Source organism: Streptomyces sp. NEAU-174, from assembly GCF_052665095.1.
On sequence record NZ_JBQTCE010000012.1, the window covers coordinates 37994 to 52487 of the forward strand.

Sequence of the window (14494 nt, forward strand, 5' to 3'; positions counted from 1 at the left end):
CTGCGGATGACCTTGGAATGGGAACAGGTAATCGTTCATTCGGAAGATCCGGTGGCCCTGGGGCAGTGGTGGGCCGAGGCTCTTGGCTGGGTTGTGGTCCACTCCTCCGATGACGAGTTCGAGATCCGCCCGGCGCCGGATCGCGTGCCGGGGTTGGACTTCGTCCGGATCAATGAGAGCAAGAAGGCCAAGAGCCGGCTGCATCTCGACTTCCGGCCCGATGACCAGGACGCCGAGGTGGCTCGTCTGGTGGCGCACGGCGCACGGCGTGTCGATATCGGCCAGGGTGAGCAATCGTGGGTCGTATTGGCGGATCCCGAAGGCAACGAGTTCTGCATCCTGGGTCAGCGGCGCCAGTAAGGCTCGGTTATCCAGCCCCTCCGGGGATTGAAGAGCGGAGCCCGGGGCGGAGCCCCGGCGCGGTAAGGGGGCGGAGCCCCCTCATCCCCGCAACGACCCACTCCCCGTAGCCTGCGCACCGGGCGCCCGCCGAGCCGGAACAACGGCGCGGCGCGCCATCGCCGCGGCGCCCGCCAGCCGCAGCAGCCCGGTGAGCGGAACCCGCGCCGCACCCCGCGGACCCGTACGGGGCACCCGCACAGCACCCCGCGCCGCCCCCCGCGCCGAGCGGTACGGCGCGTTCCAGCCGTACGGGAAGGACGCCTTGTCGGTCGTGATGATGTTCGTCGTCTCGTCGCACGCCAGAATCGCGATCAGCCACCGCCGCACCACCCGGTGGAAGGCGGGCGTCAGCGGCCGCGGCGCCAGCAGCCAGTCGCGGCACTGGCCGCTCACCGCGGACCGGTACGTGGTCTCGTCATAGCGGTGCCAGGGCGCCTCCGGGGTGATCGGGTGGAGGCCGTAGTCCATGGCGGTCAGCGGCGCCAGCGCGGTGCGCAGCGCCGTGTGGTCCGCGCCGGGGAGCAGTTCGCACACGATCCACGGCCGGTGACGCCGGATCGTGTCGTACGACCCGCGCAACACCGCCGCCTCGAACGTCTCCACATCGATCTTGATCAGATGCGGGGCGAGACCGCGCTCCCCGGTGAACGTGTCGACCGTCGTGACCGGCACCGTGACCGACTCGGTGTGCCGGCGGTGGGCCGGGTTCAGCGAGTTGGAGGACTCCGACTTGAGGGAGAAGTACAGCTCGGCGGTGCCCGGTTCATCGGCCAGCGCGGTCTGCTGCACCTCGAAGCCGAGCCGGTTGCAATCCCGGATCCGGCGGCACAGGGCGGCCGTCTCCGGGGTCGGCTCGAACGCGATGGCCCGCGGTCCGCGCCCGCCGTCCCCGTACACCGCGCTGATCAGCGCCGAGTACAGCCCGATGTGCGCGCCGATGTCGTACACCGCGCTGCCCTCCGGCGCCTGCTGGGCCAGCGCCAGCAAGGTGGCTTGGGTGGTCGGCTCGTAGCCCGCGAGCCCGGCGCGCCGCAACTGCCGCTGCACGGCGGTCTGTTTGCGGCTGAGCACATTGAGCGCCCGCGGATACGGCCCGCCCGCCTCGAGGACGTCCGGGTTCAGGGGAAGGGTGATGGCGAGGGGCATGGCTGCCGCGTCTCCTGTCGGGTGACGGCCCGCTCCAGCGGGCTGGGGAGGGGGAAGTAGGCGTCGAGGAAGGGGCGGACCAGCGCCAGCTGGTCCTCGAGGTCGTGCGCGGAGGAGACCGTGTCGTTGAGGCAGAACGCCTGGCAGTGGCGGGCCCGCAGCAGTCTGGCCAGCCGGGCGCGGATGGCGGGCTGGGCCAGGTCGAAGTAGTCGTAGCGCAGCTGGGCGGGGACCGCGCGCCCGGTCAGGAACGCGTAGTAGTGGTGGAGCGAGGACGGTACGGAGATGTCCGACGTCGAGCGCACCCGGCTGGCCATGGTCGCGCGGACCGCGTCCGGGAACTCCTTCTCGATCTCGGCGAGCACGCTGGTGCGCAGGGCGTGCGGGGTGTGCTTCATCTTCTGGGTGATGGCCGGGCCGAACCGCTCCTCCAGCAGCGCCCGGTTGTTCTTGCCCGCCGCCGATACGGGCACGTCGCCGGGGCCCACGGGGGTGAGCGGGATCAGCGCGCGGGACGGGAAGAACTTGGAGACGCCGTTGGCCAGGAAGAAGTCCTGCGGAGTGACCGGCGAGCCGAGGAAGACATCGTCGTTGAAGTAGAGGAAGTGCTCGGCGAGTCCGTCGATGTGGTGCAGCCGGGTCTCGATGGCGTGGGAGTTGAAGGTGGGCAGCACATCGGGGTCGTCGAAGATGTCGTGGTGGTCCACGACGGTGATCCCCGGGTGCGAGACGGCCAGCCAGTCGGGCACCTGACGGTCGGTCACCAGGTAGATGTGTCGCACCCAGGGGGCGTACAGGTACAGCGAGCGCAGCGAATAGCGCAGCTCGTCGCGGTTGGCGTAGCGGGCGGCGTTGGCGGCCTGGGCGTGATAGCCCGTGCCCGCGAGGGCCGCACGCCGCCGCTGCCACTGCGGATCCGAGCCGTCCACCCAGGTGTAGACGACGTCGATGGGGAAGCGGACCTCGTCCGGCAGCCGGGTCAGGAACTCCGGGCGGGTGCGCACCAGCGGCCCCGGCTGCCAGCCGACGGGCGGGGCGAGCCGGGTGAACAGCTGGTCGGGGGCGCGCACCGGCTCGCCCACGAGCGGCACCGACGCGGTGGTGCGGTTGAAGCGCGGCGCGATCAGCACCCGCTCCTCGCCCTGCCCGCCCGGCTCCCAGAACTCGATGTCGCAGCCGTGCGCCGGGCCGAGGACCAGCCGTCCGCCCGGCCCGGTGTGGAAGCGGGTGAAGCGGACCACGGGGGCGGCGGCCAGCCGCCGCCAGGCCCGTCGGGTACCGCCGAGCCGGGGCGGGGGCGCCGGGTGGCCGCGCCGCGGGGGCAGTGAGACATACCCGGCCTCCTCGGCGCACAGCGCGGCCAGCGCCTTGACCACCTCGGCCCGCTGATCGGCCCGGACGCCCACGGCCGAGCCGACGTTGCTGTAGCAGCGGACCACGAAGTGGTCGATCCGGGCCCGGTCCAGGGCCTCGCACACCAGCCGCAGATTCTCGGCGCGCGCGAACAGCGGGGTGGGGGAGGGGACCAGGGTCGCCACGAGGGCGCCGCCCCGTCCGTCGGCGATCACCATCCGGCCGGATGATCCGGCCAGCAGCCCGGCCCGCCGCATCCGCCGCCGGGCCCGGCGCAGCCGCAGCGAGCCGGAGGCGGCCGACAGCCCGCCCAGGCCCCGCATGGCCGCCCGGCGCAGCCCGGGGCCGGTCACGGCGACGACCGCGCGGCGCAACGGCAGCGGGACCGTACGCCGGTAACCGCGCACCAGCGGCGGCGGGTCGGCGAGCCAGGGGCGAGGGGCGACGGGCGGTGCGGTGAGGGGCATCGTGCGTCCTGGGTCGGGGCGTCGGGACGGGGGCGCGTCGGGGCGGGACGGGGCGGGGGCTAGGGGAGGCGGCTCCGGTGGGGGAGTGCGGCAGCGGGCGAGGCGGCCGGTAGAGGGCACACGACGTGAGCGACCGGAGCGGTACGCACGACGGCCGGGGCCGGACGTCGCTCGGCGAGCGGGACGACGGGCGGCAGCAGTTCGGGGCGCTCGCCGAGGAACACCCGGCGCACCACCCGTTCGGCCGCCCGCCCGTCGTCGTACGGACAGAAGCGGTCCCGGAACGCGGCCCGCAGCGCGGCCGAGCGCGGACCACACCAGGCGCCCGTGGCGAAGAGGGCGATCAGCTCGTCCTCGGTGCGGGAGACCGGGCCGGGCGGGGCGGCGGTGATGTCGAAGTAGGTGCCGCGGGCGGCGCGATAGGCGTCCCAGTCGTCGGCGTGGATGACGATGGGGCGGTCGAGGTTGGCGTAGTCGAACATGATGGACGAGTAGTCCGTCAGCAGCGCGTCCGCCGCCAGGCACAGCTCCTCCACCCGGCCGTACCCCGAGACATCGAGCACCCGGCCGCCCGCACTGTCGATGGCCCCGTCCGGCGCGTGGAAGTAGTGCGGCCTGACCAGCAGCGTGAACCCCGGCCCCAGCGCGCGGGCCATCCGCTCCGGGTCCAGCCGCGGCACGGCGCGCCGCTGGTAGTCGCGGTGGGTCGGCGCGTACAGCACGGCCACGCTGCCCTCGGGGATGCCGAGCCGGGCGCGCAGCCGGGCCACGTCGTCCTCGGTGGCGTGCTGGAAGACGTCGTCGCGTGGCGAGCCGTAGGGGAGCGTGGTGTAGCCGGAGGGGTAGACCCGCTCCCAGACCAGCGTGGTGTGGCGGTTGGCGGAGAGGCTGTAGTCCCAGCGGTCCACCCGCTCCAGCAGCTTGCCGAAGTCCATGCCGCGGGCGGCGGCCGGACGGTCCCGCAGATCCAGGCCCATGTGCTTGAGCGGGGTGCCGTGGTGGGTCTGGAGATGGATCTGCCCGGGCCGCTTCCGCATCCCCGGCGTGAAGTTGACGTTGTTGACGAGGAAGCGGGCGCGGGCCAGCGCCGTCCAGTACGCGGCCGAGCCGGGGTGCAGCCGGCGCACCCCGGGCGGCAGGGTGGGGGCGTACTCGGGGGTGGTGATCCAGGCGGTACGCACCCCCGGCACCAGCTCGCGCGCCTTCGCCTCGATGGCCGCCGGATGGCAGGCGTAGCCCTTGTGCCAGTACGCGGCGAAGACGGCGAGCCGGGGATCGACGGGGAGGCACAACTGCACCCGGTAATGCACCCGAAGCGCGGCCGCGCGCGCCTGCCCGTACGCCGCGCGGGCGCATTTGTGGACACTCCGCCACACCCGATCGCCGTCCCGCAGCAGCTGATACGCGTGGCCCGCACCCAGCCGCAGCAGCAGACACCGCCACCCGGCACGCCCGGGCGGGGTGGCCGCGCCGTACGGCCGGTAGCGCCGGTGGTGCGCGCCCGCCCGGCGGAAGAACTCGGCCCGGACCCGCACCGGCAGCCGGTCCGGCGCGGCGGCGATCACGCCGAGGTGGTCGACCATCCGCCGGAACAGCGCCGGGCGCCAGTGGGCCAGCTCGGGCCGCGCGTCGAGAAATCGGAACACCCGGTCGTACTGGTCGAACACATCGAGGTGGCGCCGGCTGGTGGTACGCAGGATCCCGCCGCGCCGCCGCTGCCGGTAGTGGACGCACACCCGGTCCAGGACGGCGATGGACTCCGCGCTGAGCAGCACGGAAAAGGTCCAGGGCGTGTCCTCATAGAACCCGGGCGGAAACGCGAAGTCTCCTTCCCGGACGAAGTCCCGCCGATACGCCTTGTTCCAGGCGACCATCAGCAGCCGCAACAGCTCAGGCCGCTGATCGAGCCGGAACACCTGCCGGACGCATCCAGGATCCCCCTCCCGGAGCAACTCGGCCCGGACGTTCCGTACGACGTCCCCCGTCCAGTCCACCCGCGCGTAGTCGAAGACCAGCACCTGCGGCTCGCCGGTCCGCGCCAGCCGGTCGGCGACGGCGCGCAGCGAGCCGGGGGCGAGGGTGTCATCCCCGTCGAGGAAGAGCAGATAGTCCCCGGTGGCTCGCCGAATCCCGGCGTTCCGCGCCCGCCCGAGCCCCGCGTTCTCCGCCAGATGCACGGCCCGCACCCGAGGGTCCCGCTCGGCGGCCTCATCGATGATCGCGCCACACGCGTCCGGCGAGTGGTCATCGACCGCGATCAGCTCCAGGTCCGTGAAGTCCTGCTCCAGCACGGACCGCAGACAGTCACTCAAGTACGGCTGGACCTCGTATGCGGGCACGATGACGCTGAACCGGGGCACGGCGCATCCCATCGGTCGAAGCGGCACGGATGGTTCCTCACACCATCATCTGAACGCCCACCGAATAGGACGACGCCATGGCGAGGCACCCCGCAAAAGCCCCCCGTTCGGCCCAACACCCGACCGCTCATGACGTTCAGGACACGACTGTCCTACCGATTGACCCCGCCCGCCGAGGCCGCCCGCGCGCTGCGCGACATCGAGCAGCGCCGCGACCAGGCCCGCGCCTCGGCGCAGGAATCCCGCTGGGTCAGCGTCGTGTTCGGCGTCGCGATCTTCGCCCAAATGGCGGCATCCGACTTCGTCGGCGACGACGTGCGCTCCTGGATCTCCACGGCGATCGCCGTACTCTCCTTGGTGTACGTGGTGATGCTGCGCAACCCCCGAGGCGGCGCCCTCCTGGGTCGGCCCACCCGCGTGCGCAGGGACGAAATCTCCCCGCGCTTCATACGGCTGGCCCAGCTGGTGATGGCCGCCGTGGCGGTGATCTGCTTCCTCGCCACACGCTTGCTGCCGCACGCGCCGTTCCCGTACACGGGGACGGTGGTAGGCGCGGTGATCGGCGCCACCCTCATCCTCTTCGGCTCGGTCCTGCTCGACCCGACGCGGCTGTCGATCGTGTCGCTGCTGGTGAGTGTGGAGTGGGCCGAGTTCGGATGGGTCCGCGAGTCGGCAGGATTGTCGCCCAGCGCGCTCTCCGAGCAGGTCAGCACGCTCGAGACCCGGGGCTACGTCGAGGTGAAAAGGGCTACGTGGGCAAACGCCCCCGAACCTGGTTCGCGCTCACCACGGCCGGACGGACCGTCCTCGAAAGACACGTGGCGGCGCTGCGCCGCGTCGTCGAGGAGTCCCAGGTTGCGCCGCACTGGTTGCGCCGCCTGCGCATCCGCTGGGAGATCCGCCTCACATCCGGGATCTCAGCACCTCGACTTCACAGCCCGGCGCGAACGGGTCAAAGCCGAACCCCCAGCAGGCTTCGCAATGACCACCACGCGCGGATCACGTCGGGGTCAACGTCGGTGCCATAGCCGGCAACGACGTCGCCGAGGTGCTCCTCGTGTCCGAGCGTCAACGTGGCGAGGTCGAACAGGGCATCACCCTGGCCCGCCTCGGACCAGTCGATGATGCCCGTGATCTCGTCGCTGTCGACGAACACGTGAGTGATCTGTAGGTCGCCGTGCGTGAATACCGGAGTCCACGGCCGGAGCGCGGCCTCGGCGACCTGGCGGTTGGTGGTGACCAGGTCGGCGGGCAGGACGCCGTTCGTCACGAGCCACTCGCACTCGCCGTCGAGTTCCGCGGCCAACTCGTCGAGGCCCTGGCCCGCCCGGCCGGGCCAGGGCGGCAACGGCGCGTCGTGCAACTTCCGGATGGCGGCACCCGCCGCAGCCCACGCCGCCGGGGACGCGGTCGACGGCTCGCCGAGGCGGCCGAGCGCCGTCCCCGGGACCGCCGCGATCGCGAGCACGGGCGGCTTGCGCCACAGGACCTTCGGGGTCGGGACCGGCGCCAGGGCCATCGCCTCGACCTCGACGTCGATGCGCGCCTGATCTGCGTCCACCTTCAGGAACACGTCGCCGACGCGCAGGGTCGCGCGCTCGGAATGGGCAACGACGACTTTGACCTCATTCATGGGCGACCAGTATCCCGGGGATGATCGTCGACGTCGCCGGGTTTATCGCGTGCGATGGCGCGGCTGACCGCGCTCCGCTATCCGGCTGCCTCGTGCGTGACGCCAACCGCTGGCCAGGTCAAGTCCACCACTTTTGTTAGGAGCTCTAAGCAGGTCGGAGGAAGTCCGCTACGGTTCGGGCAGCGCCCCGAAGGGGCGCGGGGCTGTGTCGATATGCGGCTCCGCCGCGCGGGCGCGACCAGCCGCGACGGCGCCGCAGTCGGCCGACGACGCATCGCGACACTTCCAGCGGAGTGCTTAGCCCTTACGTGCCCGCTCCTCGGTGAGCCACCCAGGCCCGAGCGGCCCCGACCATGTCTTCGAGCCAGGAGGCGTCGGCGAACCGGCGGGCCCGCGACCGGTACATGCGCAAGGTGGCGGCGGCGAACGCGTCGATCGCGGCAGAGTCCGCATCCCCCAAGCCTGACAGCGAACGGCCCAGGACTCGGCACCCCGGGCCGTGTGCCCGGCCGCGATGAGCTGGATGACGAGGGAGGCCACGTCAATGAACGCGGCCCCTCTCGTCGGCCACGCCCAATCCACGGCCCAGGCGCCGTTCTGACTGATGATCAGGTTGCTCGGATTGATGTCCCAACGGGTCTCGGGCCAGCCCCGCGCGACCTTGGGCAGGTCGAGCGCGCTGATCCGGTTCAAGGTGTCGACCACGGCGGGCAGATCCGGCGGTGCGGGTGCGGATGGTGCCCCCAGGTCCGCGTTCCCGTCGCCGCTCCAGGTATCCGGCGGACTCCAACTCCCGTAACGCCCGCGAGATCAGGATCTCGCCCTCGGCTGAAGTGCTCGCACAGTGCGGCGATGCTGACGGGGGTGCCGTCGGGGAGCGAGCCGGACCCCCGCGTACGAGGGTCCGGCGGGCCGGCCTGGCTACAGCCCGACCGGGTTGAGGTAGGTGGCCGGGTGGGTGGCGCCGTCCTGCTTGAGGATCTGGCCGCCGAACGGCCACTTCAGGGTGAAGTGCGCCGCCTCGTTCGGCGGGGTGACCAGGAACTTCGCCGGAACGAACTTCTCCTTCTGCGGCGTGGACTCGGCCACCGGGAGCAGGTTGATGCTGAAGTCCGTCGTATCTCCCGGCTCCAGGACCATCTTTTCGGGCGTCTTGGAGGAGCGTGCCAGCGACCAGGTGCCGTCAGTCCCCTGAGCGCCGATCATGTCGACACCGGCGAAGCCGGACAGGGTGCAGGTGCGGGTGCTCTTATTGGTGAACCAGATGTACGCCTGGGTTTGCCTCTCGGTCTGATCCATCTCCGGTCTCGCGTCCTCCCCCGTGGCGAAACCGGCCTTCAGGTCGGCGGTGTGGCAGCGGGTCGGCGCGGCCTTGGCGGTGGCGGCCGAGGCCGGGATGGCCGTAGCGGCAGCGCCCGCGACGACGAGGGCCGCAAGGGCCACGGCGGTCAGCTTGTTCTTCATGAAGTTCGGGGTTCCCCTCGCATACGAATCGGCGCGCGAAGTCAGTCGGCGCCTGCGCACCGGAAGATGTGCGGTGACCGGGGGAAGTTCCGTGTGCCGGAGAGCCTATTTCGGACAGTCATGCTCCCAACTTTTCAGCTCATCGATGAAGGTGGCCCAGGAACCTGCCGGGAAGACCAGAGCGGGGCCGTCGGGCTGCTTGCTGTCACGGACGGGGACGACGCCGGGTATGCCGTCGGCCACCTCTACGCAATTGCCACCCTCCTGATTGCTGTAGCTGCTCTTGCGCCAGGCGGCGCCGCTCAGATCGGGACGGGACGCTCGCTCCACGGTGGTTGCCCTCCATCACGGATCGGATCATGTCGAGCGACATGAGTGGGGGCAGGGACGCTGCCCGCAGCCGATCGTAGGACAGGGAGAAGCGCTTGACGTCGTCCGGTTCCTCGATGAGTTGGCCGTAGTGGGCACCTTCCGTGTAGGCCACTTCCGAACCGTCAGGGGTCGTCAGGATGGTCAGGGAGCCGCCCATCACATCGTGCTCCCTTTGGTCGAACGGCAGCACCTGCACCGTGATGTGGGGTTGCGTGGCCACCTCCAGCAGTCGGGCCAACTGGGCTCGCATGACTGCCCGGCCACCGATCGGGCGTCTCAGCACCGCCTCGTCCAGGACAACCCACAGCTCGGGGCGGTCGGGTGAGGAGAGCCGTTCCTGGCGCCTGAGCCTGGCGGCCAAACGGTCTTCCAGCTGTTGCTCACTGGTGAGCGACACACCCACGCTCAAGACGGCCCGAGCGTAGTCCGGGGTCTGCAACAGACCCGGGACAACGTGGGCCGCGTACTCATGAACAGAGCTGGCCCGCTCCGAGTACGCCATGAACGCCCGCGACCAGTCCGGGAACGCCTCCCGGTAGACGTACGGCCACATGTCCACGAGCAGGCTGTCCGCCCCGAGGACGGTGTCGAGCGTCCGTGTCAGCTCGAACGTCGGTTTCGCCCCGGACGCGCGCTCGATCTGCGTGATCCGGGTGCTGACCACATGCGTTCGCTCGCCCAGCTCGGCCTGGGTCAGACCGGCGGCCGTGCGGAGTCTGCGGACCCGCGAACCGAATAACGCCGCCATGGACGAGCGGGGATCAACTTCTTTGGCCAAAACATCACTTCCGTTCCTTACGGCCTGAAAGGTAAGGCGTTACGGCCTTTCGAGCGTAGACCCGCGCCACGATCCTTGGGCACGGAACGTCACGATGCGCACACGCTGCGAATCGTACGGACAATCGATCGGACGGAAATGGACAACACCGTGCTGAAGACGACCACGGCGCCGGACCCCGAGCCCGAACTCCGGGAGCTCACCCAGCAGTTCCCCGCCACACCGCGCGGAGCGCGCCTCGCTCGGCGGCTGGCTGTGCGGCGCATGGAGGAGTGGGGCTATCCGCCCGCGTCGGACGCGTCCTGCACGGTGGCCCTGCTGGTGGCGGAGCTGGCCTCGAACGCCGTACGGCACGGCCGCGTACCCGGGCGGGACTTCCGGCTCCGTCTCGCCTGCGCGCCCTCGACGCGGACGATCCGTATCGAGGTCTCGGACGCCCGCGAGGACCGCCTCCCGGCCATTCCGTCGGCGCTGACGGCCGATGACGAGTCGGGGCGTGGGCTGCTTCTGGTGGATCTGCTGGCCGTCCGCTGGGGGACGACCCGGCGTATCCCCGTCGGCAAGACGGTGTGGGCGGAGGTGCGGTGCGCCGTGAGGTGAAAAAGGGGGGCGGCCCGGCGCCCCCTGGACGGGGTGCCGGGCCGCCTGCCGGTTTCGGCGCGCGTTACTTCACCGCGCCCGCCATCACGCCCGCCACGAACTGCCGCTGGAAGGCGAAGAAGACCGCCAGCGGGATCAGCATCGAGACGAAGGCGCCGGGGCCGAGGATGTCGATGTTGTTGCCGAACTGGCGGACCTGCTGCTGGAGGGCGACCGTGATCGGGGGGTTGCCGCTGTCGGCGAAGATCAGGGCGACCAGCATGTCGTTCCAGACCCAGAGGAACTGGAAGATGCCCAGGGAGGCGATGGCCGGGCCGCCGAGGGGCATGACGACGCGCAGGAAGAGCCGCAGCTCGCCCGCGCCGTCCAGGCGGGCGGCCTCCAGGAGCTCGCGGGGGATCTCCGCGAAGAAGTTGCGGAGCAGGAAGATCGCGAAGGGGAGGCCGAAGGCGGTGTGGAAGAGGACCACGCCGGTGGTGGTCTGGAAGATGCCGATCTCGCCGAAGAGCTTGGCCACCGGGATCAGGGCGACCTGGATCGGGACCACCAGCAGGCCGACGACGATGAGGAACCACGCGTCGCGGCCGGGGAAGTCCATCCAGGCGAAGGCGTAGCCCGCCAGGGCGCCGATCACCACGACCAGCAGGGTCGCCGGGACGGTGATCGCGAGCGTGGTCCAGAGGGAGTCGGTGATCTGCTGGTTGCCCAGCAGATTGTCGTAGCCGCTGAAGGTGAGCTGCCCGGGGTCGGTGAAGACCTTCCACCAGCCCGAGAGGTCCACCTCCGACGGGTCCCGCAGGGAGGACAGCAGCAGTCCGGCGGTCGGCATCAGCCACAGCAGACCGACCAGGATGAGGACGACACGCAGGGCCCCGCCGCCGACGCTCGCGGCGATCCGCGCGACCGGGGACTGCTTCGCCTGTACGACCGTGTCCGCACTGGTCATCGGCGGCTCTCCCTTCGGATCCGGCGGATGTTGATGAACATGACGGGCAGCACGAGCAACAGCAGCAGCACGGCGATCGCGCTGCCGAGCCCCTGGTTGACGTCGGTGCCGAAGGACGACTGGAAGAGCTGGAGGGCGAGGACGTTGGCGTCGTCCTGGGAGGGGCCGGGCGCGATGATGTAGACGAGGTCGAAGATCTTCATCACGTTGATCATCAGCGTGACGACGACGACCGAGAGCACCGGCGCCAGCATCGGCACCGTGATCCGCCGGAAGACCTGCCACTCATTGGCGCCGTCCATCCGCGCGGCCTCCATCAGCTCGCGCGGCACCCCCGCGAGCCCCGCCGCGATCAGCACCATCGCGAAACCGGCCCAGATCCAGACGTACGCGCCGATGACCGCCGGGGTGACGAGGGACGGGCCGAGCCAGTCCACGCCGTTGTACGGCTCGGAGAAGTTCCAGGCGGGCAGCCGCAGCTGGGCGCCCTCGGCCTTGGCGGGGAGGGTGTACGTACCGTCCGCCGCCGTCGTGGTCTTGGCGACCACCTTGCCGTCCTTGACCGCCTCCACCTTGAGGTCGGCCATCGCCTTCTCGCCCTTGTCGATGGCGCCCTGCTCGCCACCGCCGCCCCGGGTGAAGTCGAACCAGACGGTGCCGGTGATCTTCCCGGGCTCGGCCTTGGCGGGCTTGGCGTCCTGCGCCCCGCTGATGTCCCCGCGCTTGGCCGCGACCAGCGGCAGCGAGGCGGGGGTGCCCGCGCGCACGGTGTCCTTGGTGGTGAACGAGCCGTTCGACGCCTCGGTCAGCCCGGCGGTGGGACGCGGATGGGCGCCGGGGAACGGCGGCGACTCGCTGAAGGAGTCATGGACGCTCACCCACATGGCGTTGGCCACGCCCTTGTCCGGGTCCTGCTCGTAGACCAGCCGGAAGATGATGCCCGCCGCCAGCATCGAGATCGCCATCGGCATGAAGACGACCAGCTTGAAGGCGGTGGCCCAGCGCACCCGCTCGGTGAGCACGGCGAAGATCAGGCCCAGTGCGGTGGAGACGGTCGGGGCCAGGATCAGCCAGATGACGTTGTTCTTGATGGCCGTCTTGGTGGCGTCGTCGGAGAACATCTCCTGGTAGTTGTCCAGGCCGACGAAGCCATTGCCCGAGGCGTCGAAGAAGCTCCGGTAGACGGAGTAGACGATCGGATAGACGACGAGCGCCCCGAGCAGCACCAGGGCGGGCAGCAGGAACACCGCCGCCAGCCAGGGCCGGGTGCCCATGAGGCCCTTACGCTTTTTCGCGCTCGGCCGTTTGGCCGGTGGGGAGGACGATGCCCGGCCAGGTGTGGCCGCGCCGTCCGCTGTCGCGGTCGACATGATGTGGTTCTCCCGGTCGAGTCGTCAGTTCTTGTACGCCTTGGCGGCATCCCGCTCCAGCTGGCGCTGGATGCCGTCGACATTCCTCGGGTTCTTGAGAAAGTCCTGGAGCGCTTTCCACTCGCCCTGCGCCGGCTTGCCGCCGAAGGAGGCGGGAGCCTGGTCGGACATGTCGAACCGGAAGTCATTGCCCGCCGCGATCAGCGCCTGTGCGATCTTGCGCATGGAGGCATTGGGATAGGCGCTGAACTTGACGTTCTTGTTCGCCGAGATGAACCCGCCGGACTGGGCCCAGATGGTCCCGGCGTCCGGTGAGGCGAGGAAGGTGAGCAGCGCCTGCGCCGCCTTGCTGTTCTTCAGCGCCACGCCGACGTCGCCGCCGGTCACCACCGGCGCGTCCGCGCCCACCGCCGGGAACGGGAACACCTTCGCGTCCTGGTCCAGCTCCGCGCCCGCGTCGGCGACGTTGGCGGCGACGAAGTCGGCCTCGAAGACCATGCCCGCGTCCGGCTCGGCCTTGTTGCCGAACGCCTTGGTGACGGAGTCCGGGAACGCGGTCTGGAGCGCGCCGCTCCGGCCGCCCGCGACCAGGCCCTTGGTGCCCCAGAGCTGGGCGAGCGTCTCGAGCGCCTTCTTCACCGAGGGATCGGTCCACTTGATCTTGTGCTGGGCGAGCTGGTCGTACTTCTCCGGGCCCGCCTGGGAGAGATAGACGTTCTCGAACCAGTCGGTGAGCGTCCAGCCGTCCTGGCCGCCGATCGCGACCGCGTCGGTGCCGGAGTCGGAGATCAGCTGGGCCTGCTCCAGGAATTCCCGCCAGGTCTTGGGCACCTTGGCGCCCGCGTAGTCGAACGCGGAGGTGTTGTACCAGAGCAGGGATTTGTTGCTGGTCTTGAAATACACCCCGTAGGGCTTGCCCTGGTACGAGCCGAGGTCCTGCCAGCCCTTGGCGAAGTTCTTGGCCAACTCGGCCTTGGCGGCGGCGTCGAGCGGTTTGGCCCAGCCCTTCTGGGCGAACTCGCGCATGACGCCGACCTGTCCGACCATCGCGACATCCGGCGGGGCGCCACCCGCGATCTTCGAGCCGACGAAGCCCGCCATGTCGTCACCGCTCGGTACGAAGGAGACCTTGGCGCCGGTGCGCTTCTCGAACTCCTTGAGCACCTTGGTGAAGTTCTCCTGCTCGGTGCCCGTCCAGACCGCCGTGACCTGGAGTTTCTGCCCTTTCAGATTCGGCAGTTTCACGGTGTTGGGCGGCGGGCCGCCGCTGACCGTGTCTCCGTCGTCGCCGCCGCAGCCCGCGGCGGTGAGCATGAGTGCTCCCGCCGCCAGCAGGGCCACCGCGGCTCGTGTCGAACGCTTCGCAGGAAGCGATACGTGCATCCCCGTGTTCCCTCCGATGCCGGCCGCCCCCGCGCGGCCGTGTCCCGTGCTGAGTAGTCCTACGCCCGGTCACCGAACGTGGCAATACTGCGTCCGGCGTTCACTCACGGATCGTGACCGGGCCGTGATGAAGGGTCGGCCGTGAAACGGGGCAGGTGGGACAGACGGGCGGATGGCCGGAATGGATCGGGAAGTCGGCCGGGGGCGGGGGGAACGGTCG

Annotated in this window: 12 protein-coding genes and 2 pseudogenes; 3 read left to right on the forward strand and 11 right to left on the reverse strand. The window is 70.5% G+C overall.

Going from position 1 to position 14494, the window contains the following annotated elements; all coding sequences use genetic code 11:
* Nucleotides 1-6 precede the first annotated feature (6 nt).
* Complete coding sequence (locus tag ACT2CW_RS30970) at nucleotides 7-360, forward strand: VOC family protein (protein ID WP_445519032.1); 354 nt, start codon at nucleotides 7-9, stop codon at nucleotides 358-360.
* A gap of 81 nt (nucleotides 361-441) precedes the next feature.
* On the opposite strand, the gene ACT2CW_RS30975 is transcribed toward ACT2CW_RS30970, so the two are convergent.
* The 4 genes from ACT2CW_RS30975 to ACT2CW_RS30990 form a co-directional block, all read right to left on the reverse strand.
* Complete coding sequence (locus tag ACT2CW_RS30975) at nucleotides 442-1548, reverse strand: FkbM family methyltransferase (RefSeq protein WP_445519033.1); 1107 nt, start codon at nucleotides 1546-1548, stop codon at nucleotides 442-444.
* Nucleotides 1521-3368 (reverse strand): stealth family protein, encoded by a 1848-nt coding sequence (locus ACT2CW_RS30980; protein WP_445519034.1) that lies wholly within the window; start codon nucleotides 3366-3368, stop codon nucleotides 1521-1523. The genes ACT2CW_RS30975 and ACT2CW_RS30980 overlap by 28 nt, the downstream gene beginning before the upstream one ends.
* Before the next feature lie 59 nt (nucleotides 3369-3427).
* On the reverse strand, nucleotides 3428-5728 hold the full coding sequence (locus ACT2CW_RS30985; protein ID WP_445519206.1) for a bifunctional glycosyltransferase/CDP-glycerol:glycerophosphate glycerophosphotransferase: 2301 nt from the start codon (nucleotides 5726-5728) through the stop codon (nucleotides 3428-3430).
* 152 nt (nucleotides 5729-5880) lie between these two features.
* Nucleotides 5881-6297, reverse strand: a complete 417-nt coding sequence (locus ACT2CW_RS30990) for a hypothetical protein (RefSeq protein WP_445519216.1) — start codon at nucleotides 6295-6297, stop codon at nucleotides 5881-5883.
* Between ACT2CW_RS30990 and ACT2CW_RS30995 the strand changes: the two are divergent.
* A pseudogene (locus tag ACT2CW_RS30995) lies at nucleotides 6197-6421 on the forward strand (hypothetical protein); the annotation flags it as partial. The gene ACT2CW_RS30990 and the pseudogene ACT2CW_RS30995 sit on opposite strands and share 101 nt — an antisense overlap.
* A 210-nt stretch (nucleotides 6422-6631) precedes the next feature.
* Here the strand turns inward: ACT2CW_RS30995 and ACT2CW_RS31000 are convergent.
* From ACT2CW_RS31000 to ACT2CW_RS31015, 4 genes and pseudogenes are all read right to left on the reverse strand, one after another.
* A pseudogene (locus ACT2CW_RS31000) lies at nucleotides 6632-7361 on the reverse strand (phosphotransferase family protein).
* Nucleotides 7362-8282: 921 nt separating this feature from the next.
* A complete protein-coding gene (locus tag ACT2CW_RS31005) occupies nucleotides 8283-8825 on the reverse strand; it encodes a DUF4232 domain-containing protein (RefSeq protein WP_445519035.1) in 543 nt (180 codons plus the stop codon).
* Between the two features lie 105 nt (nucleotides 8826-8930).
* Nucleotides 8931-9068 carry a DUF397 domain-containing protein gene (locus ACT2CW_RS31010; RefSeq protein ID WP_445519036.1) on the reverse strand — a complete coding sequence of 46 codons (138 nt, stop codon included), beginning with the start codon at nucleotides 9066-9068 and terminating at the stop codon, nucleotides 8931-8933.
* Nucleotides 9031-9945 (reverse strand): helix-turn-helix domain-containing protein, encoded by a 915-nt coding sequence (locus tag ACT2CW_RS31015; RefSeq protein WP_445519037.1) that lies wholly within the window; start codon nucleotides 9943-9945, stop codon nucleotides 9031-9033. The genes ACT2CW_RS31010 and ACT2CW_RS31015 overlap by 38 nt, the downstream gene beginning before the upstream one ends.
* A gap of 168 nt (nucleotides 9946-10113) precedes the next feature.
* Between ACT2CW_RS31015 and ACT2CW_RS31020 the strand changes: the two genes are divergently transcribed.
* Entirely contained in the window at nucleotides 10114-10575 is a 462-nt protein-coding gene (locus tag ACT2CW_RS31020; protein WP_445519038.1) for an ATP-binding protein, read from the forward strand.
* A gap of 64 nt (nucleotides 10576-10639) precedes the next feature.
* On the opposite strand, the gene ACT2CW_RS31025 is transcribed toward ACT2CW_RS31020, so the two are convergent.
* Genes ACT2CW_RS31025 through ACT2CW_RS31035 form a run of 3 tightly spaced genes read right to left on the reverse strand, consistent with a single transcriptional unit; the run spans nucleotide 10640 to nucleotide 14274 of the window.
* Nucleotides 10640-11521: a carbohydrate ABC transporter permease gene (locus ACT2CW_RS31025; RefSeq protein WP_445519039.1), complete on the reverse strand. Its 882-nt coding sequence runs from the start codon at nucleotides 11519-11521 to the stop codon at nucleotides 10640-10642.
* Complete coding sequence (locus ACT2CW_RS31030; protein WP_164436759.1) at nucleotides 11518-12891, reverse strand: carbohydrate ABC transporter permease; 1374 nt, start codon at nucleotides 12889-12891, stop codon at nucleotides 11518-11520. The genes ACT2CW_RS31025 and ACT2CW_RS31030 overlap by 4 nt, the downstream gene beginning before the upstream one ends.
* A 24-nt stretch (nucleotides 12892-12915) precedes the next feature.
* Complete coding sequence (locus ACT2CW_RS31035) at nucleotides 12916-14274, reverse strand: ABC transporter substrate-binding protein (RefSeq protein ID WP_445519040.1); 1359 nt, start codon at nucleotides 14272-14274, stop codon at nucleotides 12916-12918.
* Nucleotides 14275-14494 lie beyond the last annotated feature (220 nt).

Coding starts and splice junctions, on each gene's coding strand:
- ACT2CW_RS30975 (WP_445519033.1), bottom strand. CDS start 1,548: ATGCCCCTCGCCATCACCCTTCCCCTGAACCCGGACGTCCTCGAGGCG.
- ACT2CW_RS31030 (WP_164436759.1), bottom strand. CDS start 12,891: ATGTCGACCGCGACAGCGGACGGCGCGGCCACACCTGGCCGGGCATCG.
- ACT2CW_RS31025 (WP_445519039.1), bottom strand. CDS start 11,521: ATGACCAGTGCGGACACGGTCGTACAGGCGAAGCAGTCCCCGGTCGCG.
- ACT2CW_RS30980 (WP_445519034.1), bottom strand. CDS start 3,368: ATGCCCCTCACCGCACCGCCCGTCGCCCCTCGCCCCTGGCTCGCCGAC.
- ACT2CW_RS31035 (WP_445519040.1), bottom strand. CDS start 14,274: ATGCACGTATCGCTTCCTGCGAAGCGTTCGACACGAGCCGCGGTGGCC.
- ACT2CW_RS30970 (WP_445519032.1), top strand. CDS start 7: ATGACCTTGGAATGGGAACAGGTAATCGTTCATTCGGAAGATCCGGTG.
- ACT2CW_RS31005 (WP_445519035.1), bottom strand. CDS start 8,825: ATGAAGAACAAGCTGACCGCCGTGGCCCTTGCGGCCCTCGTCGTCGCG.
- ACT2CW_RS31015 (WP_445519037.1), bottom strand. CDS start 9,945: ATGGCGGCGTTATTCGGTTCGCGGGTCCGCAGACTCCGCACGGCCGCC.
- ACT2CW_RS31020 (WP_445519038.1), top strand. CDS start 10,114: ATGGACAACACCGTGCTGAAGACGACCACGGCGCCGGACCCCGAGCCC.